23 protein-coding genes are annotated in these 20,642 nt (G+C 64.0%); 12 read left to right on the top strand and 11 right to left on the bottom strand.

Translation table 11 applies throughout. From position 1 onward, the window contains the following. Position 1: 1 nt before the first annotated feature. The gene (locus DB708_RS13390) at positions 2–700 is read right to left on the bottom strand and encodes a B-4DMT family transporter (protein WP_201263516.1); all 699 of its coding nucleotides are present in this window, start codon (positions 698–700) and stop codon (positions 2–4) included. Positions 701–733: 33 nt separating this feature from the next. Between DB708_RS13390 and DB708_RS13395 the strand changes: the two genes are divergently transcribed. From DB708_RS13395 to DB708_RS13420, 6 genes are all read left to right on the top strand, one after another. Next, the gene (locus DB708_RS13395) at positions 734–1,852 is read left to right on the top strand and encodes a M24 family metallopeptidase (protein WP_108922537.1); all 1,119 of its coding nucleotides are present in this window, start codon (positions 734–736) and stop codon (positions 1,850–1,852) included. A 77-nt stretch (positions 1,853–1,929) separates the two neighbouring features. Then, a complete protein-coding gene (locus tag DB708_RS13400) occupies positions 1,930–2,247 on the top strand; it encodes a hypothetical protein (RefSeq protein WP_108922539.1) in 318 nt (105 codons plus the stop codon). A gap of 133 nt (positions 2,248–2,380) precedes the next feature. Continuing rightward, entirely contained in the window at positions 2,381–2,944 is a 564-nt protein-coding gene (gene efp, locus DB708_RS13405) for an elongation factor P (protein WP_108922540.1), read from the top strand. A gap of 2 nt (positions 2,945–2,946) precedes the next feature. Next, positions 2,947–3,471 carry a transcription antitermination factor NusB gene (gene nusB / locus DB708_RS13410; protein ID WP_108922542.1) on the top strand — a complete coding sequence of 175 codons (525 nt, stop codon included), beginning with the start codon at positions 2,947–2,949 and terminating at the stop codon, positions 3,469–3,471. Continuing rightward, positions 3,468–3,854 (top strand): antitermination protein NusB, encoded by a 387-nt coding sequence (locus DB708_RS13415; protein ID WP_108922544.1) that lies wholly within the window; start codon positions 3,468–3,470, stop codon positions 3,852–3,854. Before nusB ends, DB708_RS13415 begins: the two co-directional genes overlap by 4 nt. Positions 3,855–3,994: 140 nt before the next feature. After that, positions 3,995–6,841, top strand: a complete 2,847-nt coding sequence (locus DB708_RS13420) for an aminotransferase class I/II-fold pyridoxal phosphate-dependent enzyme (protein ID WP_108922546.1) — start codon at positions 3,995–3,997, stop codon at positions 6,839–6,841. 14 nt (positions 6,842–6,855) lie between these two features. Here the strand turns inward: DB708_RS13420 and DB708_RS13425 are convergent, their stop codons facing one another. From DB708_RS13425 to DB708_RS13465, 10 genes are all read right to left on the bottom strand, one after another. Further along, complete coding sequence (locus tag DB708_RS13425) at positions 6,856–7,191, bottom strand: PE/PPE C-terminal domain-containing protein (RefSeq protein ID WP_108924177.1); 336 nt, start codon at positions 7,189–7,191, stop codon at positions 6,856–6,858. 23 nt (positions 7,192–7,214) lie between these two features. Further along, entirely contained in the window at positions 7,215–7,925 is a 711-nt protein-coding gene (locus tag DB708_RS13430; RefSeq protein ID WP_108922548.1) for a PPE family protein, read from the bottom strand. Between the two features lie 130 nt (positions 7,926–8,055). Continuing rightward, positions 8,056–8,799 carry an enoyl-CoA hydratase/isomerase family protein gene (locus DB708_RS13435; RefSeq protein WP_201263517.1) on the bottom strand — a complete coding sequence of 248 codons (744 nt, stop codon included), beginning with the start codon at positions 8,797–8,799 and terminating at the stop codon, positions 8,056–8,058. 66 nt (positions 8,800–8,865) lie between these two features. After that, complete coding sequence (locus DB708_RS27705) at positions 8,866–9,423, bottom strand: acyl-CoA dehydrogenase family protein (RefSeq protein WP_235616758.1); 558 nt, start codon at positions 9,421–9,423, stop codon at positions 8,866–8,868. Next, entirely contained in the window at positions 9,375–10,064 is a 690-nt protein-coding gene (locus DB708_RS27710) for an acyl-CoA dehydrogenase family protein (RefSeq protein WP_235616759.1), read from the bottom strand. The genes DB708_RS27705 and DB708_RS27710 overlap by 49 nt, the downstream gene beginning before the upstream one ends. A 6-nt stretch (positions 10,065–10,070) precedes the next feature. Next, positions 10,071–10,889 carry an SDR family oxidoreductase gene (locus DB708_RS13445; RefSeq protein WP_108922551.1) on the bottom strand — a complete coding sequence of 273 codons (819 nt, stop codon included), beginning with the start codon at positions 10,887–10,889 and terminating at the stop codon, positions 10,071–10,073. Further along, on the bottom strand, positions 10,890–12,059 hold the full coding sequence (locus tag DB708_RS13450) for an acyl-CoA dehydrogenase family protein (RefSeq protein WP_108922553.1): 1,170 nt from the start codon (positions 12,057–12,059) through the stop codon (positions 10,890–10,892). A 9-nt stretch (positions 12,060–12,068) separates the two neighbouring features. Beyond that, positions 12,069–14,120, bottom strand: a complete 2,052-nt coding sequence (locus tag DB708_RS13455) for an acetate--CoA ligase family protein (protein WP_108922555.1) — start codon at positions 14,118–14,120, stop codon at positions 12,069–12,071. Then, a complete protein-coding gene (locus DB708_RS13460) occupies positions 14,117–14,311 on the bottom strand; it encodes a ferredoxin (RefSeq protein WP_108922556.1) in 195 nt (64 codons plus the stop codon). Before DB708_RS13460 ends, DB708_RS13455 begins: the two co-directional genes overlap by 4 nt. Then, complete coding sequence (locus DB708_RS13465) at positions 14,308–14,754, bottom strand: hypothetical protein (RefSeq protein ID WP_133251009.1); 447 nt, start codon at positions 14,752–14,754, stop codon at positions 14,308–14,310. The genes DB708_RS13460 and DB708_RS13465 overlap by 4 nt, the downstream gene beginning before the upstream one ends. A gap of 92 nt (positions 14,755–14,846) precedes the next feature. Here DB708_RS13465 and DB708_RS13470 point away from each other — a divergent pair, with 92 nt between their 5' ends. The 6 genes from DB708_RS13470 to DB708_RS13495 are packed head-to-tail and all read left to right on the top strand — an operon-like array spanning position 14,847 to position 20,626. Further along, positions 14,847–16,019, top strand: coding sequence for an aromatic ring-hydroxylating oxygenase subunit alpha (locus tag DB708_RS13470; protein ID WP_108922560.1), 1,173 nt, complete (start codon positions 14,847–14,849; stop codon positions 16,017–16,019). Between the two features lie 2 nt (positions 16,020–16,021). Then, positions 16,022–16,669 carry a TetR/AcrR family transcriptional regulator gene (locus DB708_RS13475; protein ID WP_108922562.1) on the top strand — a complete coding sequence of 216 codons (648 nt, stop codon included), beginning with the start codon at positions 16,022–16,024 and terminating at the stop codon, positions 16,667–16,669. Then, positions 16,666–17,784, top strand: coding sequence for an extracellular solute-binding protein (locus DB708_RS13480; RefSeq protein ID WP_108922563.1), 1,119 nt, complete (start codon positions 16,666–16,668; stop codon positions 17,782–17,784). Before DB708_RS13475 ends, DB708_RS13480 begins: the two co-directional genes overlap by 4 nt. Next, entirely contained in the window at positions 17,781–18,674 is an 894-nt protein-coding gene (locus DB708_RS13485; protein WP_108922565.1) for an ABC transporter permease, read from the top strand. The genes DB708_RS13480 and DB708_RS13485 overlap by 4 nt, the downstream gene beginning before the upstream one ends. Next, complete coding sequence (locus DB708_RS13490) at positions 18,671–19,492, top strand: ABC transporter permease (RefSeq protein ID WP_108922566.1); 822 nt, start codon at positions 18,671–18,673, stop codon at positions 19,490–19,492. Before DB708_RS13485 ends, DB708_RS13490 begins: the two co-directional genes overlap by 4 nt. Before the next feature lie 24 nt (positions 19,493–19,516). Then, positions 19,517–20,626, top strand: coding sequence for an ABC transporter ATP-binding protein (locus tag DB708_RS13495; RefSeq protein WP_235616760.1), 1,110 nt, complete (start codon positions 19,517–19,519; stop codon positions 20,624–20,626). Positions 20,627–20,642 lie beyond the last annotated feature (16 nt).

Below are 20,642 nucleotides of genomic sequence, written 5' to 3' on the forward strand. Positions count from 1 at the left end.
GCTAGTCCTTCTTCGGATCGCTGTCGGTACGAATCACCTCGGTTTTGGTGTCATCGGCACCAGTGGCGATCGTTTCCGTGGCTGACTCCCGCTCGACCGTCGGGATCGTCTCGGTGGGTGCGTCGCGTTCCACGGTGGCCACCGCCGACGTCGATGCCTCCGCCTGCGCGCCGGGATGCTGTACGGCCATCTCGCCGGTCGGCGCCTCATCGGCACTGGCGGCGGTGAACACGTCGGTGTCAGCCCTGTCCTCGCCCGGTCCGGCTGGGCGGTCGGCCGGGGGATTGCGGTCCACCCGCCAGCGGCCGACGGCCACGCCGATGATCCCGGGCAGGAAGACGCAGAGCGCGGTGAAGGCCGCGAATGTCGTCACCTCGTTGATCAGGCCCCCGGTGTAGAGGCCCTTGTAGAACAGCGCTATGAGCCAGGCGACGGCCCCGCTCAGAATCCCGGCGAACAGGCCGGCCAGCAGCCAGGTCATCGCCAGATCCTGGCGGCGATCGGGATCCGCGGTGGCTTTAGCGTCGGCTCGGCCGTCCATCACCCCCCACACCACAACGCCGATGACGAACAGCAGCAGCAGTACCACGCTTACCAGCCCGGCCTGCGTCTGCCATGCGTTGATGATCGCCCCCTGGAACAACCGGACGACAACCATCACCGCCGCGAACGACAACCCGCGCAGCATCCAGTTAGTCATGGGCAAACAGCGTAGCGAGTACCGTCGTGAGTCGTGACACATTCCCAGCGTCGAGACAATTTAAAAGACCAGATCGGTGCCAGCGGTTTGGACGCGATGCTGGTCACAGACCTGATCAACGTGCGCTATCTGTCAGGTTTCTCCGGATCCAACGGCGCGTTGCTGGTCTTCGCGGACGATCGCGAAGCGATTTTGGCCACCGATGGCCGTTACCGCACCCAGGCCGCAGCGCAGGCACCCGATCTCCAGGTGGCCATCGAGCGGGCCGTCGGGCGCTACCTGGCGGGGCACGCGGCCGACGCCGGCGTGTCCAAATTGGGCTTTGAAAGCAGTGTGGTCACGGTCGACGGCTTCGACACACTGACCGATGAGGTGGGTGAGCGCAGCGGGAACACCGAGCTGGTGCGGGCCGCCGGAATCGTCGAAGCACTGCGCGAGATCAAGGACGCCGGCGAGGTGGCGCTGCTGCGGCTGGCCTGCGAGGCGGCCGATGCCGCACTGAAGGACCTGGTGGCGCGCGGCGGCTTGCGGCCCGGTCGCACCGAACGTGAGGTCGGCCGCGAGCTCGAGGCGCTGATGCTCGACCACGGCGCCGACGCGATCTCGTTCGAGACGATCGTGGCCGCCGGGCCGAATTCGGCGATCCCACACCACCGGCCGACCGACGCGGTGCTCGCCGACGGCGATTTCGTCAAGATCGACTTCGGTGCGCTGGTCGCCGGCTATCACTCGGACATGACCCGCACGTTCGTGCTCGGCAAGGCCGCGGACTGGCAGCTGGAGATCTATCAGTTGGTCGCGGAGTCGCAGCGGGCCGGCCGGGAGGCGCTGCGGGCGGGTGCGGACCTGCGCGAGGTGGACGGCGCCGCGCGTGCGCTGATCGTCGACGCGGGGTACGGCGACCAATTCAGCCACGGTCTGGGACATGGCGTGGGTCTGCAGATCCACGAGGCACCGGGTATCGGGGCCACCTCGGCCGGGACGTTGCTGGCCGGGTCCGTGGTCACGGTGGAGCCCGGCGTCTACTTGCCCGGCCGTGGCGGTGTCCGCATCGAGGACACGTTGGTCGTCGCCGACGACGCGACGGAAACCAGCGGCCAGACCGCGGAGCTGTTGACTCGGTTCCCCAAAGAGCTGGCCATCCTGACATAGCTGGCGGTGCGTCGGACTTTCCTATGAAAACTCGCCGGCCCCTGCCCGAACTCCGGCGGCTGGGTAATGTTCGGGCAATGGCCTATGTCGCGCTGATCGTCGTCCATGTGGTGGCCGCACTCTCCGCGCTTGCCGGGATGTGGCTCACTGCAGCATTTTTCGTCAGCCACGACAATGACGGAACCGGCGCCATCACCAAGCACATCCGCCGGGCGGCCCCGCGCGGCCCGATTCTGGTCGCGGTCGGTGTTGGGTTGGGCTTCATCGGCAACATCGCCGCGAACCACCTGCCAGTGTCGCCCGCCTCCGGCATCGTCGCCCCGTCCAACGCGACGGACCTGTGCGATCTCAACGACGGACTTTTCGGCCTGTGCGGTGCCGGACAGCTTCATTAGCGGCGCGGTTAGTGCGCAACCGGCGCGCGGGTAAGCTGCATCCGGTGCTGCTCGCACCATGTGCGGCGGAACCCGCCACCGGGCAAAAGCTCGGCCCTGGAAAATTGGCCATCCTGTAGGAGATAGACCGACCGTGGCATCGACTGCCGACTTCAAAAACGGACTGGTGCTGGTGATCGACGGCCAGCTGTGGACGATAACCGAGTTTCAGCACGTCAAACCGGGTAAGGGCCCGGCTTTCGTACGTACCAAGCTGAAGAACGTGCTCTCGGGCAAGGTCGTCGACAAGACATACAACGCCGGCGTGAAGGTGGATACCGCCACCGTCGACCGCCGCGACGCCACCTACCTGTACCGCGATGGCTCGGACTTCGTGTTCATGGACAGCCAGGACTACGAACAGCACCCGCTGCCGGAATCGCTGGTCGGCGACGCCGCCCGGTTCCTGCTGGAGGGGCTGCCGGTGCAGGTGGCCTTCCACAACGGGGCACCCCTGTACCTCGAGCTCCCGGTGTCGGTCGAACTCGTCGTCACCCACACCGAGCCGGGTCTGCAGGGCGACCGATCCAGCGCCGGCACCAAGCCGGCGACCGTCGAGACGGGTGCGGAGCTCCAGGTGCCGCTGTTCATCAACACCGGCGACAAGCTGAAGGTGGATTCCCGCGACGGCAGCTATCTGGGCCGGGTCAACTCCTGACCATGCCGGACGGTAAATCGCCGAGGCCCGCCAAAGGACGTCATCATGCCCGCAAGCGAGCCGTGGACCTGCTGTTCGAAGCCGAGGCCCGCGGCCTGAGCCCGGTCGAGGTGGCCGACGTGCGCGCCGCGCTGGCGCAAGCCAACCCCGACGTCAAGGCGCTGCATCAGTACACCGTGGCGGTGGCGTACGGCGTCGGCGATCAGATCGCCCACATCGACGACCTGATCAGCAGCCACCTGCAGGGCTGGACGCTGGACCGGCTGCCCGCGGTCGATCGCGCGATCCTGCGAGTCGCGGTGTGGGAGCTGCTTTATGCCGACGACGTGCCGGAACCGGTCGCCGTCGACGAGGCCGTGCAGCTGGCCAAGGAGCTGTCCACCGACGACTCACCGGGCTTCATCAACGGAGTGCTGGGACAGGTCATGCTGGTGACGCCGCAGATCCGGGCGGCCGCCCGGGCCGTTAGGCAAGCCACGCCAACAGGCCTGGCCACGACACCGGAGAACTCTGAACCGCCGTCATGAGCCGATTGGAGCTCCGTGCCTTTCTCGCCGCCTTCCTGGCAGCGACGGTGGTGCTGGGCGCCGTGATCTGCGCCGCCTACGGGCTGACCGTTGTCGCGTCGGCGCTGTCGATCTATGCGCTGGGTGTCGGCGCCTGGCTGTACCACTCGGTAGAGCGTCTGATTGTGGCCCGCCGGATCAGCACGGTGCGGTCGGCCGCCAAGCCGCTACAGCCACTGCTGCCGGTGATGGCCGCGATTATGGGCCTCACCCAGGCCATGGTGCGCTCGCTCAGCGACGTCACCGACCTGCCGGCCCGTGGACGCGAGCTGCCGATGCTGCGCTGGATGGACAACACCCGCGGTGGCCGGCGGGTGGTCGACAGCGACGAAACCGAGCGCTGACCAATCCAGTTGAATCCTTAGCGAAAAGATCGCGGACTCAGGCCATACCGGATAACAATGGTGGCGGAGCATTTCCGTGCCTGCCGCGATACGTCATAGCTGCACTGGCGGCCGCAACCGCACCAGAGAACGGTGACGACATGAATCCCTACAGTGCCTACACGCGCCGGCTGCGCGTCTCCGCGCTGGCGGCGGTGGCCAACCCGTCGTACACGCGCATCGACACCTGGAACCTGCTCGACGACGCGTGCCGTCACCTCGCCGAGGTTGACCTGGCCGGGCTGGACAAATCGCACGAGGTGGCGAAGGTCAGGCGGCTGATGGACCGTCTGAATGCCTACGAGCGGTATTGGCTGTATCCCGGGCGAGAGAACCTGGCGACCTACCGTGCTCACCTCGAAAGCCTGTCCACGGTGCGGCTCGCCGAGGAGGTGTCGCTGGCGGTGCGTCTGCTCAGCGAATATGGCGACCGTACAGCACTTTTCGACACGTCCGCCCCGTTGGCCGACCAGGAGTTGGTGGCCGAAGCCAAACAGCAGCAGTTCTACACCGTGCTGCTCGCCGACGACTCGCCCACGATGGGACCCGACTGCCTGGCCGAAAGCCTGCGGGAGCTGCGCGGTGCCTCCGATGATGTGCAGTTCGAGCTGCTGGTGGTGTCGAGCGTCGAGGACGCCATCACCGCGGTGGCGCTGAACGGCGAGATTCAGGCTGCGATCATCCGCCACGACGTGCCGCTGCGCTCGCGTGACCGGGTCCCGCTGATGAACACACTGCTGGGCGCCACCGACGATCCGGTCAGCCGCGACTGCGGCACCGACTGCATCGAATGCGGCGAGTGGATCCGCGAGCTACGACCGCACATCGACCTCTACCTGCTCACCGACGAGTCGATCGCGGCCGGCAACGACGCGGAAAACGGCGTCTACGACCGGACGTTCTACCGACTCAACGATGTCACCGATCTGTACAGCACGGTGCTCGCCGGGCTCCGGAATCGTTTCGCAACACCGTTTTTCGATGCTCTACGGGCTTATGCGGACTCGCCGGTCGGCCAATTCCACGCGCTGCCCGTCGCGCGGGGCGCCAGCATCTTCAACTCGCGGTCACTGCAGGACATGGGGGAGTTCTACGGCCGCAACATCTTCATGGCGGAGACCTCGACCACCTCGGGCGGCCTGGACTCGCTGCTGGACCCGCACGGCAACATCAAGAAGGCGATGGACAAAGCCGCGCGAACCTGGAATTCCAACCAGACGTACTTCGTCACCAATGGCACGTCGACAGCCAACAAGATTGTCGTGCAGTCGCTGACCCGCCCGGGCGACATCGTGCTGATCGACCGAAACTGCCACAAGTCGCACCACTACGGTCTGGTGCTGGCCGGCGCCTATCCGCTCTATTTGGACGCTTATCCGCTGCCGCAGTTCGCGATCTACGGCGCGGTGCCGCTGGAGACGATCAAGACCAAGCTGCTGGACCTGGAGGCGGCCGGCGAACTGGACAAGGTGCGCATGGTGTTGCTCACCAACTGCATCTTCGACGGCGTCGTCTACAACCCGCAGCGGGTGATGGAAGAGGTGCTGGCGATCAAGCCGGACATCTGCTTTTTGTGGGATGAGGCGTGGTACGCCTTCGCGACTGCCGTTCCCTGGGCCCGGCAGCGGACCGCCATGGTTGCGGCGGATCGTCTCGAACAGATGCTGGCGTCGCCGGAATATGCTGCGGAATACCGTAATTGGGCCGCATCGATGGAGGGGATCCCACGGTCGCAGTGGGTGAACCATCGGCTGCTGCCCGACCCCAGCAAGGCGCGGGTGCGCGTCTACGCGACGCACTCCACCCACGAGTCGCTGTCGGCGTTCCGGCAGTCGTCGATGATCCACGTGCGCGACCGGGATTTCAATTCGCGCGCCCGCGACGCGTTCGGTGAGGCGTTCTTGACCCACACCTCGACATCGCCGAATCAGCAACTGCTCGCCTCGTTGGACCTGGCACGCCGGCAGGTCGACATCGAGGGATTCCAGTTGGTTCGGCAGACCTATGACATGGCACTGGTGTTCCGGCACCGGGTCCGCAAGGACCGGCTGATCAGCAAGTGGTTCCGCATTCTCGACGAAGCCGACCTGGTGCCCGAGGAGTTCCGGGCGTCCGCGGTCAGCTCGTATCGCGAGGTTCGGCAGGGTGCGCTGGCGGAGTGGAACGAAGCCTGGCGGTCGGATCAGTTCGTGCTGGACCCGACCAGAGTCACCCTGTTCCTCGGCAACACCGGAATGAACGGGTACGACTTCCGCGAGAAGATCCTGATGGAGCGCTTCGGAATTCAGATCAACAAGACATCGATCAACAGCGTGCTGCTGATCTTCACCATCGGTGTCACCTGGTCGAGCGTGCATCATCTGCTCGACGTGCTGCGCCGGGTGGCCACCGACCTCGACCGGGAGAGGGAGCTGGCCAGCGTGGCCGACTGGACGCTGCACCAGCGCCGCGTCGAGGAGATCACCCAGGATCTGCCGCATCTTCCCGACTTCAGCGAATTCGATATCGCCTTCCGCCCGGTGGATGCCTGCGCCTTCGGTGACATGCGGTCGGCGTTCTACGCGGGGTACGAAGAGTCCGACCGTGAGTACGTGCAGATCGGCAGCGCGGGCCGGCGGATCGCCGACGGCAGGAAATTGGTGTCCACCACGTTCGTGGTGCCCTATCCGCCGGGCTTCCCGGTGCTGGTCCCGGGTCAGGTCGTCTCCAAAGAAATCCTGTATTTCCTGGCTCAGCTCGACGTGAAGGAAATCCACGGATACAACCCGGAACTCGGCCTGTCGGTGTTCACGCCGGAGGCGTTGGCACGCCTGGAAGCCCAACGAAGCGCCGCGGCCGCCGCGGTGGGTTCTGCGTTTCCGGCGTTCGAACTTCCTTCGGACACATCCGTTTTAAATGGGGCGCGCAACGGTGACCGCGTCCAGCACGCGGTCACCGAAGGCGCTTGACAGCTGGTTCGTCGTTAGCCGCCGCAGGGCGGCCGCGCCACCATCTGTGGGCGGAAACCGTACTGCGGGGCATGGCGCCCCACGTTTCGAGCGGCCATGTTCGCCATGGGCATCCCGGGCATACCGGCCGCGGCCGCTTGCGCCGGCGCAACCAGGGGAGTGCCGATCGCCGATGAGACGCGGGTTATCTCCGACGCTGTGGTCCAGCTCGGCGGCACCGATAGCTTGCCGATCAGGGTCGCGTTGCCAGTGCTGGCCGTGACGTTTCCGAAACGGGTCGCTCCGGACAGCGCGCCACCGAGTATGCCGGCGTCGGCAGCTGCCGCCGCCGCACCGTCCCCGATTGCCACCGCACCGTCCCCAGCTGCCGCCGCTACGTCACCCCCGGCAACCAATCCCGTCCACGTCTGAAGCCGGCGACGATGGTGGCAAGGGAGTTCATCATGTTTGAGTTCGGGCCCCAGTTGTTCATGAAGTCCGTCCACCAATCTGGGGGACCGTCGTCTTTGAGTCCGTTGGCTCCGGGGTCTCGATCGTCCGCCCCATTGACGACCTGTGGTGGTGGGCCAGGGGCTGTCAACTGCGCCGCGGCCATCGACGCGAGCGCGTAGCTGGTCATCGCTTGGGCGTCTTGAGCCCACATCTCGATGTATTGCAGCTGGGTGGCCATGATTGCCGGGCTGTTCTGGCCGAGGAAGTTGGTCGCCACCAGGTGAGCCAGTTGGCTGCGGTTAGCCGCGACCACTGATGGCGGAACGGTTGCAGCGAATGCGGTTTCGTAGGCGGCCACGGCTGCGTCGGCTTGCCTGGCGTTGCGATCGGCCCAGGCGGCGGTGGTTCGCAGCCATCTCGTATAGCGTGCCGCGGCGGCTCCTGCCGGTGATGCTGAGACCGGGCCGTGCCATTCGTCGTCTACCAGTGTGGTCATGGTCGAGGCAAAGGCCGACGCGGCATCGTTCAGTTCTGCGGCGACATGTCGCCATGCAGATGCTGCGGCCAGCATCGAGCCTGAGCCATCTCCCGTGTACATCATTGCGGAGTTGACCTCGGGCGGGCGCAGTGCGAAATCCGGTGGGGCAATCATCGCTCATCCTTCTAGTTTGCAATGGTTCTGATGTTGGAGCCCAGGCGAATTGCGAGCGGTTCAGCTCATAAGACATGGTGAATGACGGGTCAACACATGGCAAGTGCGCGCACGGCTGACACCGGAGGTCTTATGGACGGCCGCAGAATTCGGGGGCGTCGTTGAGGACCGTATAGGCGAGCTGCTCGAGCAATAGGGCAGCCTCCTTAGGCGCGTCGAAGCTCACATTCAGCACCTGTTTGGTGATCTGTAATGCGAGCGGGGAGTGAGCGGCGAGTGTCTGCGCAACGGTTATCGCGCAGTTCAAATGCTCTCCGGGTGACGAGATCTCAGTGACGATGCCCCACTGTTCGGCCTGTGAGGTGTCAAGGCGTCTGCCGCGCAGCACCAGGTCGCTTGCGCGCCCAGCACCCACGGCTCGAACTATTCGGGTGAGTCCACCTGAGGAGGGCAGGATCCCGATACCTATCTCGGGGAGGCCGAAAACTGCTGCAGTGTCGGCGATTCGTAGGTCGGCCGCCAGTGCCAGTTCGAGTCCGCCGCCCAGGCAGTAGCCGGTGATCGCGGCTACCGTCGGTTGCGGCAGCATAGCGAATTCCTCGTATACCCTGCCCGAGCCGCGGTAGTACTCGACGATGTCGCGCGTGGTCATGGTCTGCAGTTCGGTGGTGTCCGCGCCGGCCGAGAACACGGTATCCCCGCCTGTGATGACCACGGCCCGGCTGGATTTGACTTCCGGACTGCTCAGTGCGCGTTGCAATTCGGATTCCATGTGCGACGAGAGCGCATTGAGCTTGCGCTCTCGTCGCAGCATGATCACCGCAACGTCACCATCACGCCAGACGTCAACCGCCCCGGCAATGTCATCGAACACGTCAACCAGCATAATATATGGTAAGACTACGCATATATGGCGCGTGACACTTTTTGTAGCCGGGAGTCACTTCACGTCAGCCGGTGTGCGAAACGAGAGCAGCTGTCCCAGGCCGCGCTTGCTGGCCTCATTCGCGATGACGAGGCGTTGAATCTCTGAGGTGCCTTCCCAGATCCGGTCGACCCGCAGCTCTCGCCAGAGCCGCTCAACCGGATAGTCCCGGATATAGCCCCGGCCGCCGAAGATCTGCACTGCTCGATCGGCCACCCGATTAGATGCTTCGGACGCGGCGAGCTTTACTGTTGCAGCCTTGGCGTGCAAGGTCTTTCGCTGATCCGGGTCCGTCAGATCGGCCTGGTCGAACTCCCAGGCAACCTGGTGGGTGAGGGCTCGATTGGTGGTGATGTCGACGACCGAGTCGGCGATCATCCCCGCAATGAGCTGCCGGTTGATCAGGGGCTGGCCGCCCTGCACTCGTTCCCGCGCCCAGTCGACGGCGTGCGTCAGTGCGCGTTCCGCGGCACCGATGGTCCGCGCGCCGATCATCAATCGCTCCTCGGTGAACCAATCCCGGGTTAGTTCGAGCCCGGCGCCGACGCCGCCCAGTACTGCATTCGCACCCACTCGCACGTCGGTGAGCTGAATTCGGGGTGCTCGTAGACGAACGTGTGGGTGTAACGCGGGACGTTGGTGATCGCTACACCTGGTGTGTCGACATCCACCAGGAACATGGTCGGAGCGTGCTCCGGTTCGACGTAGGCGAGCACGATCAGATAGTCGGCGACGTCTCCTACGGTGACGAACCACTTTTCGCCGTTGATCACGTAGCCGCCGTCGCCGTCCGGGGTCGCAGTGGTCTTGGCTGCCGAGAAGTCCGATCCGGCATCGGCTTCCGAGATAGCAACCGCATCACGCCTGTCGCCACGCGCGCTGGGGATCAGGTATCGCTCGCGTTGCTCCGCAGAGGCGTGCACGAGCGGGTTGGCCGGCCGCCACACCGTGTCCCACAGTGCGTTTGTCAGCTTGCCCAGTTCGTCTTGCACCACGACCTGTTCCAGCACGCTCAGTCCAGCCCCGCCGAACTCGGTTGCCGTGTTGATCGCCTGCAAGCCCGAGTCGAGCACGGCGGCCTTGATCGAGGCGTGCGACTCGGCCGTCAGTCCGTTGTTGCGCTCACACTCGTCCTCGAATGGCATGATCTTCTCGGTGAGGGTGCGGGCGCGGGCTTTGAGCTCGCCTAGCCGTTCGGTGTATGCGAATTCCATTTATCATCAATTCCTTTCAATAGTTGATGCAACGAGTTCGGGTGCCGGATGTCCGGCGCCCAAGGCATCGGCGCCGCCGTCGATGACGACGGTGGTGCCGGTGACATAGCTCCCCGAAGGTGACGCGAGAAATGCGATCACTTCCGAGACTTCGGCTGGCGTGCCGAATCGGCGCAGCGGCACCGCCGCTTCCCAGGTGGCACGGTCCTCGGGGGAGTAGTTGCGCTCCATGCCTTCTGTCGTGATCGTGCCCGGCGCGATGCAGACGGTCCGAATCCCGAACCGGCTCCATTCCAGGGAAAGTCCCGCCGCCAGGTTCTCCAGTGCGGCTCGGGCCGCGCTCGCGTGCACCATCGAGGCGATACCGCGTCGCGGTGAGAACGCGATGAAGAAGATTGCACCCGACCGCTGTGGGATCATTGTGCGCACCGCGACCTCACGGGTCACCGCCCATGCCGCATCGACCGTGACGCGGTGCACGGCGCGCCACCCCTTGACTGTGATCTCTTCGGCGGGGGCACTGAACTGTCCGCCCGCGTTGTTGACCAGGATGTCGATCCGGCCGAACCGTTCGAGCGTGCGATCGGTCAAACGCTGAACCTGTTCGTCCTCCCTCACGTCGGTTGCAACGGCGAGTGCTCGCGCGCCAAGGGCTTCGATCTCGGCCGCCGTCTTCTCCAGCGGCTCCGGCCGCCGGCCGGCGATCACCACGTCGGCGCCGCACCTTGCCAGGTCGAGGGCAACGGCCCGGCCGATGCCGGTGCCGCCGCCGGTGACCAGGGCGACCGTCCCGCGGTGCGCGTCGGACCGTAGTACTTGGCTCATTTAGGCGACCGGCAGATCGAGGAACGCTGTACCGCGCTTGATGAGTTCGTTCGCGATGATGACCCGCTGGATTTCTGAGGTGCCCTCCCAGATCCGGTCGACGCGTACCTCGCGGTACATCCGCTCGATGGGGTAGGCCCTGTCGTATCCGCGGCCACCGAAGATCTGCAGGCAGCGGTCGACTACCCGACCCGCGGCTTCGCTCGCTGACAACTTCGCGATAGATGCCTTGGCGTGCAACGTCTTGCGGTCCACGCCATTGTCGGCCTCCCAGGCGGCCTGGTGGGTGTAGGAACGGTTGACGGCGATGTCGACCGCGCAGTCCGCCAGCATCGACTGGATCATCTGAAAGTCGCTGATCGGGGTTCCGAATTGTTTGCGCTGGATGGCCCAATCGCGGGCCAGCCGCAGCGCGCGCTCGGCCACCCCGACGGTACGTGCGGCGATCATCAGACGTTCGTCGGTGAACCAGTCCTTGGTGAGTTCAAAGCCCTGTCCGATCTCGCCCAGGACGGCATTGGCAGGGACGAAGGCGTCCTCGAAGATGAACTCGGGGTGGCCGTTGACGGCGGAGTGCATGAAGTGCGGTGTCCGGCTCAAGCGGACGCCTGAAGTGCTCTTCTCGACAAAGAACAGAGTGGATTTGTTGTCGGGCAGCACATTTGCCTGCACGAGCAGGAAGTCCGCGATGTCACCGCAAGTGACGAACCACTTCTCTCCGTTGAGCACCCACCCGCCGTCTACCGGAGTGGCAGTGGTCGCGATCGCGCCCGCGTCGGATCCGGCGTCAGGTTCGGTGGTGGCAAATGCGTCGAAACGCTCCCCGCGCAGGATGGGCAGCAAGTAGCGCTCCCGCTGCTCGGGCGACGCCAATGCCAGCACGTTGGAAGGCCGCCACGGTATGTCCCATAGGCAATTCGTGACTTTGCCGAATTCCTCCTCGACGATCACCTGCTCGAGCAGTGTGAGTCCCGCTCCACCCCACTCGACCGGCATGTTGATGCCGTACAGCCCGGCATCCATCGCCGCTTTGGCGAGCTTGTCGACTGTTTCCTGCGGAAGCGGGCCACCAGCCTGCTCGGCTTCGTTCTCGTAGCCCATCAGCAGTTCGGCGTATGCCGCTGCGCGCGCCTTGAGTTCTTGTTGGTCGGCGGTGTACGTGAAGTCCATCGCAATCTCCTAGTAGTGCTTGACGATTCGAGCGTCCAGAGCTGTTGCCCCAGACGGAGTGACTAACAACGGGTTGATCTCGAGTTCGGCGATTTCGGGGTGAGCCGCGGCGTATTGGCTGAAGCGGGCAATGGTCCGGGCGGCTGCGGAGACGTTTACCGCCGGCTTGCCGCGGTGTCCGCGGAGCAGCGGCGCGGTGCGTAACCGCTTGAGCATCTGCATTGCCGTGGCTTCGTCGATCGGCGCCAGTGCCACCTGTACATCGCGCAGCACCTCGGTGGCGGTGCCGCCCATCCCCACCAGGACGGTCGGTCCGAAACGGGAATCCCAACTGGCCCCGACGATCAGCTCGACCCCATTTGCCAGATCCGCCATCTCCTCGACCGAGAACGATGGTGGGCTCAGCTTTGCGGCAAGGCGGGCATGCGCGTTGACGAGGAGTTCGCGCGATGCCAAGCCCACCACTACACCGCCCGCATCGGACTTGTGTAGCAGTCCCAATGCCTTGAGGACGAACGGCGGACTCAGTTCTTCGGCGGCGGTACGCAGTTCGTAGATGGTGCGAATCTCGCGCGCCGCGGCGAATTCGATTCCCGCAGCCGTGAAAGCGCGGCGTGATGCCATGTAATCGGTGGCGGTCACGGGCTGTGCCGGTTTCGGCAGCTTGAGCGGGGTCGCCGTCGATGCCTGTCCGGTTACCGCGGCCAGCGCGGTGGCAGCATCCTCGATCGCGGCGAAGACGGGTACGCCGCCGTCGCGAAGGGCCCGGGTGGCCGGCGCATCGGGGAAGATCGACTGCACCGCTGTCGGTTTGGCGCCGGCAGCATCGGCGGCGATCTGTTTGGCGGCCGCACACTCGGCTGGTCCCAGACCCGTCAGACCGTCCTCACCGCTCGAATAACCGCCGAAGTACCCGGTCATCAGGATCGCGTCGACCTCGTCGCATTCCTGCAGCACCGCGAAGGCCCGCGCGTAGCTGTCGGGATTCATCTCGCCCGCACCAGCCAGGTCGACTGGGTTGCTGACGTGGGACTGTGACCACAGCACCTGCCGGAGTCGGGTCTGGGTGGGCTCGCTGAGCGCGGGAACATCGAGTCCCGCTGCCTCGGCCACGTCACAGGCGATGACGCCGTGCCCGCCACCGTCAGTCAGGACGGCGACCCGGCGTCCCCGCGGAACCGCCCGTTGCCGCAGGGCGCACAACACGTCAGCGAGTTCACGGGGAGTGCGCACCAGCGTGGCGCCTGCTACCGCGCACGCCGCGGTGATCACCGCCGAATCGCTGGTGAGAGAACCGGTGTGGGACTGGGCGCCGCGGGCAGCGGCGGTGCTCGCACCGGCGGCCAGTACCACCACCGGCGTTCCCGACCGGACCGCGGCCGCGGCCGCGTCGACGAATCCGCGGCCGTCCCGGAAGTCCTCGATATACACGGCGATCGCGGACGTCTCGGGGTGGGCCGCGCAATCGTCGATCAACTCGACAAGGTTTACGTCGGTTTGGTTGCCCAGTGAGACGAACCGCGAGATACCCAGGCCCCGAACGGCGAACAGCTGATCCAGTTCGATGGCGAGATTGCCGCTCTGGCTCAGCAGCGCGACGTCGCCGACTGCGAACTGATTCGACGACAGATAGGTCGCGGTCGTGTTATCAACGAGGCCAAGACAATTGGGGCCGACCAGCACCGCTCCTGCGTCTCGCACACGGGCTATCAGAGCATTCTCGCGTGCTCGTCCCAACTCGCCGGCCTCACCCAGACCCGCTGTGATCGCGACGATGGCACGCGCGCCCTTGGCAAGCACGCCATCGACGGCAGCCTCGAATCCGGCTTCGGGCACCGCGATGACTGCCAGGTCGATGGGCCCGTCCAGTTCGGCAATCGATCTGACCATCGGTTGTCCGAGGATTTCACCGCCACTTCGGTTGACCAACTGGATGCGGTGTCGATACGCGCCGCGACGCGCCTGCATCGCAACGGCATTGCCCCACTTGGCCGGATCGGTGCTGGCACCGACGACCGCGATCGAGGACGGGTTGAACAGGCTGGTCAGATCCCGGCTCACTTGTGCACCCGCAAGGCTCGCGCCGGGCACGCGTTCACCGCGTCGTGGGCATGGTTGTGCTCAGCGGAAGGCACGTTGTCGTCGCTCATCAGGTGGGCGTAGCCATCGTCATCGAGATCGACGAGTGCCGGAGCGGCTGCCTGGCAGAGGCCGTAGCCCTGGCAGGTGTCTTGGTCGAGGACGAGTTTCACGAGACCTCCAATGGGTTGGTGTTGATACGTGCCTTGAGTACGGGAATGGCCGCGGCGAGACGCTTTCGGCGTTCGGTGGTGCGGTAGTAGGCGTTGCCCGACAGCCCGATCAGCATCCGGTCGTGCTCGAGCACTACTTGTGCGACGGACAGAGCCAACGCGGGGTCGCCCTGGCGGTTGCCGCCGGCGACATCGAGCGCGACCTGAGCTGCTCGGTCGAGATAACGCAACCACCGCCTGCTGGTGCCCCGCAGGATGAGCCTGGTGACGTCACTGCGCTCCCGCGAAAGCGTCGACTCGTCCTTGAGGAAGCCCAGCAGTTCGGGAAGCGACTGCTCCGGCTCGGGGGTGAGGCCCAGCCAAGCGGTCGGCGTCCGGGCTGACTTTTCCCGAACGCTGCCCAACCTTTGAGCTGTGGCGTAGATCGCCCTAACCCTTGACATGTGATGCTGCACACTGGCACAGTAACAAACTAATCAGTTAGTTAGCTAGTTCCAAATTTTTCGGAAGCCGAGCAGAAGGACGCATCGCACCGATGAACGAGACATCCGTCAAGGCCAGACCGCGCCCGAAAAGCGACGTCAAACCGCTGGAGCCGGGGTTGGATTCGCGCTACTACACAGATCCGCGGGTCGGCGACCTCGAGCAGCGGCGGATCTTCGACCGCAGCTGGCAGCTGGTCGGACACGTGACCGATCTGCCGAACCCGGGGTCGCGCATCGTCGGTTCGGTGGGACGTAAAGAGGTCGTAGTCGTCCGCACCGAGGACGGCAGCATCCGCGCCCACCTCAACACCTGCCGGCACCGCGGCACCCGGCTGGTGGCAGGGCCGGGTGAGGAAAAGGCGCTGCGGTGCCCGTACCACGGCTGGACGTATCACCTCGACGGCACGCTCGTCGGGGCACCGGAGAACCGCACGATCCCGTGCCTCGACAAATCGAAACTGTCACTCTTCGGCGCCCGAGCCGAGGTGTTCTGTGGACTGATCTTCGTCAACCTCGACATGGCCGCCGAACCGCTTGGACCGCAGTTAGAGGGCGTCCGTCCGCTACTGGAGCGTTACCTCGGCGGCACGATGGAGCCGTTCGGCAAGGCGCGCATCCACGTCAACAACCCCGACCACACGCAACAGTCGAACTGGAAGGTGGCGGTCGACAACTACCTCGAGGGGTACCACGTCCCGGTCGCGCACCCAGGCCTCATGCGACTGCTCGACTACAAGCGTTATTCCGTAGAGACCGCCGATATCTATGCCGTCTACAACGCGCCGTTGCGCGACAAGGCGTCGGACAACTGGGCCGAGCGGCTTTATCAGCGAGTGGTACACCCCATGCCCGGGCTCATCGAAGAAGACCACCGCGTCTTTCGCTACATCGCGATCTACCCGAACACAGTGATCGACTTGCATCCCGACCACGTGCTGATTTGGAAGATGAACCCGCGTGGCGTCGATGAGGTCGACGTTCCCGGCGTCTATCTACGACGAGCGAACTGCGAAAAGCGCACCCGCATCGCCCAAAAGCTCAACTTCTACATCAGCGCGATCACCATGCATGAGGACGAAGACCTCGTGCAGCGGATGCAAATCGGTTTGGGCAACACCGATTTTCAGCCAGGGCCACTGTCCATGCGTGAGCGCGGTGTCGCGTGGTTCGCCGGTCGCATCCGCGCCGACTTGGGCGACCTGAACGAAGAGCTCGGTCGGTGAGGATGGTGCCTTCCGATACCAGCAGGCGCACCAGAGCCGAAATCGCGGCCGAGACCAGGGAAGCGATCCTGTCCGCCGCTTGCGAAATCATTAGCGAAGAGGGCTTTGAAAGCATTCGGATGCGGATGGTCGCCGAGCGAGCCGGGGTATCCACGGCGGCACTGCACTACCACTTCGACAACCGTGAGAAGCTCTTCGCCGCGGCGCTGCGCTATTCCTTCCAGAACACCGGTCGCGATATTTATCAGGCAAACACCGCAGCCGGTACCGCGACAGCACGCCTGGCGCGCGTCATCTCCGCGTCGCTGCCGACCACCGTCGGCTTGCGCAGAGAGTGGGCCATGTATCAGGAGTTGTGGTGTCGAGCGATCCGCGACCCGGAGTCACGCGCTCTGGCCATTGAGTTGGACCGCGCGCAGCAAGACTGGATCGCAGAAACCCTCGCCGATGGCGTGGCCAGCGGAGAGTTCGAGCTATGTGACATCGGGGCGCTCGCTCGCATGATCAGTGCGCTATGTGACGGTTTCGGTGGGCAGTTGATGCTCGGGAACCCTTCGCTGACCATCGATTCCGTCCGTGCGGCGATCTGGGAACAGGCTAGCGGTGCGCTCGGGATCGGGGACGAGTTCCCTGAAGATCTACGGCGATGAACACTGGTATCCAACGCCGCAGGTTCCTCTCCGGCAGTGCGGCCGTCGCAGCGCTTCTTGGGTTGCCCGGCTGCGCTTACCTGACGCCCACACTGCAAGCGGCCCAGACCGAGCCCGTCAAGCCCGAGATCGACGGTGATCTCGTGTACTTCAATTGGGCGGATTACGTGCATCCCAGCGTGTTCCAGGGATTTGAGCGCGAATATGGCGTCAAGGTGATCCAGTCGAATTTCGACTCGATGGAAAGTATGCAAGCCAAGCTCGCCGCCGGAAATCGCTACGACATCATCTTTCCCTCGGCGCAATGGGTGCAGAAGATGGTTGCTGCCAATCAGCTACGCGTCATCGACCCGTCGACGCTGAAGAACGCCCCGCTGATCTTCGACCACTACGCCTACTTCAGGAACCCCTGGTACGACCAGCATTCCGCGCATTCCATCCCGTTCACGATGTACAAGACCGGAATCGCTTGGCGTAAAGACAAACTCGGCGAAAAGCTCACCGGCAGTTGGTCGGACCTATGGAACGAGACATCGAAAGGGCACACGTTCGTCCTGGCTGACCGCAACGAAGTGCTCGGCATGGTTGCGCTGCTACTCGGGTACGACGTCAACACCGCCGACGACCGGGAGCTCGCGGCCTTGGTCAGGAAGTTTCGCAGCCTGCGTCCGTACCTGCGCGGCTTTTCCAGTGACGACTACAACAACTTGCTGTCCGGTGACGCCTGGATGCACCAGACCTGGAGTGGTGATATTGCCGCGTTGCTCCGGCAGGCGCAGGATCCGTCGATCTACGGATTCGAAGCGCCGATCCAAGGCGCACCGATCAATACCGATGCTTACGCGATCCCGGTCGGTGCGCGCCATCCAGGCACCGCGCTGCTCTTCATCGACTACATGCTGCGTCCGGAGAATGTCATGAAGAACATCAACCACATCGGTTATCCGATGCCAGTCCACGGGACTGAGAGCACATACGCCGATATCGTCGCGGATTTCCCGTCGTGCGCCGTCACCGTCGACGACCTGTCACGCAATCTGTATTACGCCAACAACAGTGTGGCCAAGACCCAAGCCCGTGACGCCGCCTACACGGAAATGACGGTCGGGGCATGACCACGACAACGCTGCAGACAGGAACCCCGACGCCGCGGCGCGTCCGTGGGGAACGCATGTGGACTTGGATGTTGGTGCCGGGCACCTTGTGGATGTCGGCATTCTTCGTCTTCGCGCTCTTGCTGCTCATTGCATTGAGTTTCGGAACCACCGATGCATTGGGCAACCCGCGCTTTGGCAGCACGCTCGACAACATCGCAAGCATCTTCACCCCGACCTATGTTCGGGTTATGCTGCGCAGCTTGGTGTATGCGGTAGCCGCTGCAGTGATCTGTCTGCTCATCGCCTACCCGGTTGCCTACGCGATCGCCCGGCACGGCGGGCGATACAAGAACGCTCTGGTCGCACTGCTCGTAGTGCCGTTCTTTGCCAATTACCTGGTGCGGATGTATGGCTGGCAGACGCTGCTGTCCGACGAGGGCATCCTGATGAGCTGGCTGCGCCCGCTGGGCATCTCGGCGGATTTCCAGATCCTCAATACCGCTGCCGCTGTGATCGGTGGTCTGGTCTACGGCTATGTCGTCTTCATGATCCTGCCGATCTACGCCTCGTTGGAGCGCATGGACGGCTCGCTCATCGATGCCGGGCGGGACCTCTACGGAACCTCGCTGCGTACCTTCTTGTCGGTGACCGTGCCCATGTCGAGGGCAGGCGCGTACGCGGGACTGGCACTCGTATTCCTACCTGCGATAGGCGATTTCATCAGTGCGCAGTTACTGGGCGGCCCCGACAACCTGATGATCGGCAACCTCATTCAAAACAAGTTCTTCGCCGGCCAGAACTGGCCGGGTGGCGCCGCACTGACCATGGCATTGATGATTTTGCTGCTGGTCTGCATGCTCGCCTACCTGCGACAGACCGCGCGCGATGCCAGGGCGGCACGCCGATGAGGGGATCACCGATTAATCGCAAGCCCCGCTTCGCCATTGGCGTCACGGTGCTGTTCTTCGTCCTGCTTTACCTGCCCATCATTTCGGTGGTTCTGTTCTCCTTCAACAGCAAGAAATCGCTCACCGTGTTCGACGGCTGGTCGCTTCGTTGGTATCGGGCGTTCTTCGACGACAACGAGCTGATTCAATCCCTGCACACGAGTGTGACTGTGGCGGTTATCGCGATGATCGGTTCGGTTGCGATCGGCGTCCCGCTGGCCTTCGGTCTGGTCCGTGCGCGCTCGAAGCTGGGCAACGCCGCTAACGCGATCATGCTGATTCCACTGATCACCCCGGAGATCGTCACCGGTGTCGCATCACTGATGCTGTTCAAAGGCGTTGGGCTGCACCCCTCATTGATAACCCTGATTCTCGCGGAGACGACGTTCTCGATCTCTTATGTGACGGTGATCCTGCGGGCAAGGGTCGCGGAGCTCAATCCCGAGATCGAGACTGCCGCGATGGACCTTGGCGCCACTCGCTTTCAGGCGCTTCGTCTGGTGACGCTACCGACGATGCTGCCGGCCATTATGTCGGCCGTCATCCTGATTTTCACGCTCGTCTTCGATGACTTCGTTCTCGCGTTCTTCGCCAGCGGTGTGGATCCTCAGCCGCTGTCAGTTCGCATCTACTCTGCGATCCGGTTTGGAATTCAGCCTTCGATCAACGCCGTCGGCACGCTGATGTTGGTTGCCTCATTGGTACTCATCGGGATCGCCTTACTGGTCCCGCGATTCTTCGGTAGGCGCGGCAACGGCCTCAACTTATTAGGAGGATGAGAATTGTCCACAACGATAGGTGATGTGAACTTGGTTCCAGCCGGCGAATCGGCGGGACCGCCCGCTGAGCCCGCCGTGGCTGCGGTCTCGCTCCGCAACATCTCGAAGTCGTACGGTGATAGCGCAGTGGTGCGGGACTTAAACCTTGACGTCGCGGCGGGTGAATTCTGTTCCCTGCTGGGACCTTCCGGCTGCGGGAAGACCACCACCCTGTGGATGCTGGGCGGCTTTGTCAATCCGACCTGCGGCCAGGTGTGGTTGCACGGCAACGAAGTCACGCATTTGCCGCCGAATCGCCGCGACATCAACACGGTTTTCCAGAGCTACGCACTCTTCGACCATCTCTCCGTGTGGGACAACGTCGCGTTCGGGTTGCGCCGCCGCAAGGTTGGCAAATCCGAGATAACCCGGCGCGTCGGTGAGATGCTCGAAATGGTGCGACTGACCGGTCGGGACAAAGACAAACCGAGCGCACTGTCCGGAGGCCAGCGCCAGCGTGTCGCGCTGGCCAGGGCGCTGGTCAACCGTCCATCTGTGCTGTTGCTCGACGAGCCACTTGCGGCGCTGGATCTCAAGCTGCGCAAGACGATGCAGGTGGAACTCAAGCGCATCCAACGTGAGGTCGGAATCACCTTCGTGTTCGTCACGCACGACCAGGAGGAGGCTCTGACCATGTCGGACCGCATCGCGGTGATGAGCGGCGGCATCATTCAACAATGTGGGACACCCGAGGGTATCTACGAGCGGCCCGCGAATCGATGTGTTGCAGAGTTCATCGGAACCGCCAATCTGATGACCGGAACATACCTGGGAACCGGTATCACACTGCCGGCGGGCGTGGTGCTACGCACGGGTCGGCTCGACGGTCGTGTCGCCGGCGACGAGGTCACGATCGCGGTGCGCCCCGAGAAGATTTGGATGTCCGAACTCAAACCCGACATGGTGCAGACCGATGCCATTCTCAAGGCGACTATTTACGGTGGAGCCACCACCACATACCTGTTCGAAATTGCACCGGGAATTGAGCTTTCGGTGCTCGAACAGAACTTGGACTCGGCGCGCACCGAGGAACGTTGGGCCGATGGCGAGCGGGTCCGAATCGGTTGGCACGCCGAACACTGTCTCGTACTCTGAGGAGAATAAGGAACTA

This window comes from Mycobacterium montefiorense (genome assembly GCF_003112775.1).
GTDB lineage: Bacteria > Actinomycetota > Actinomycetes > Mycobacteriales > Mycobacteriaceae > Mycobacterium > Mycobacterium montefiorense.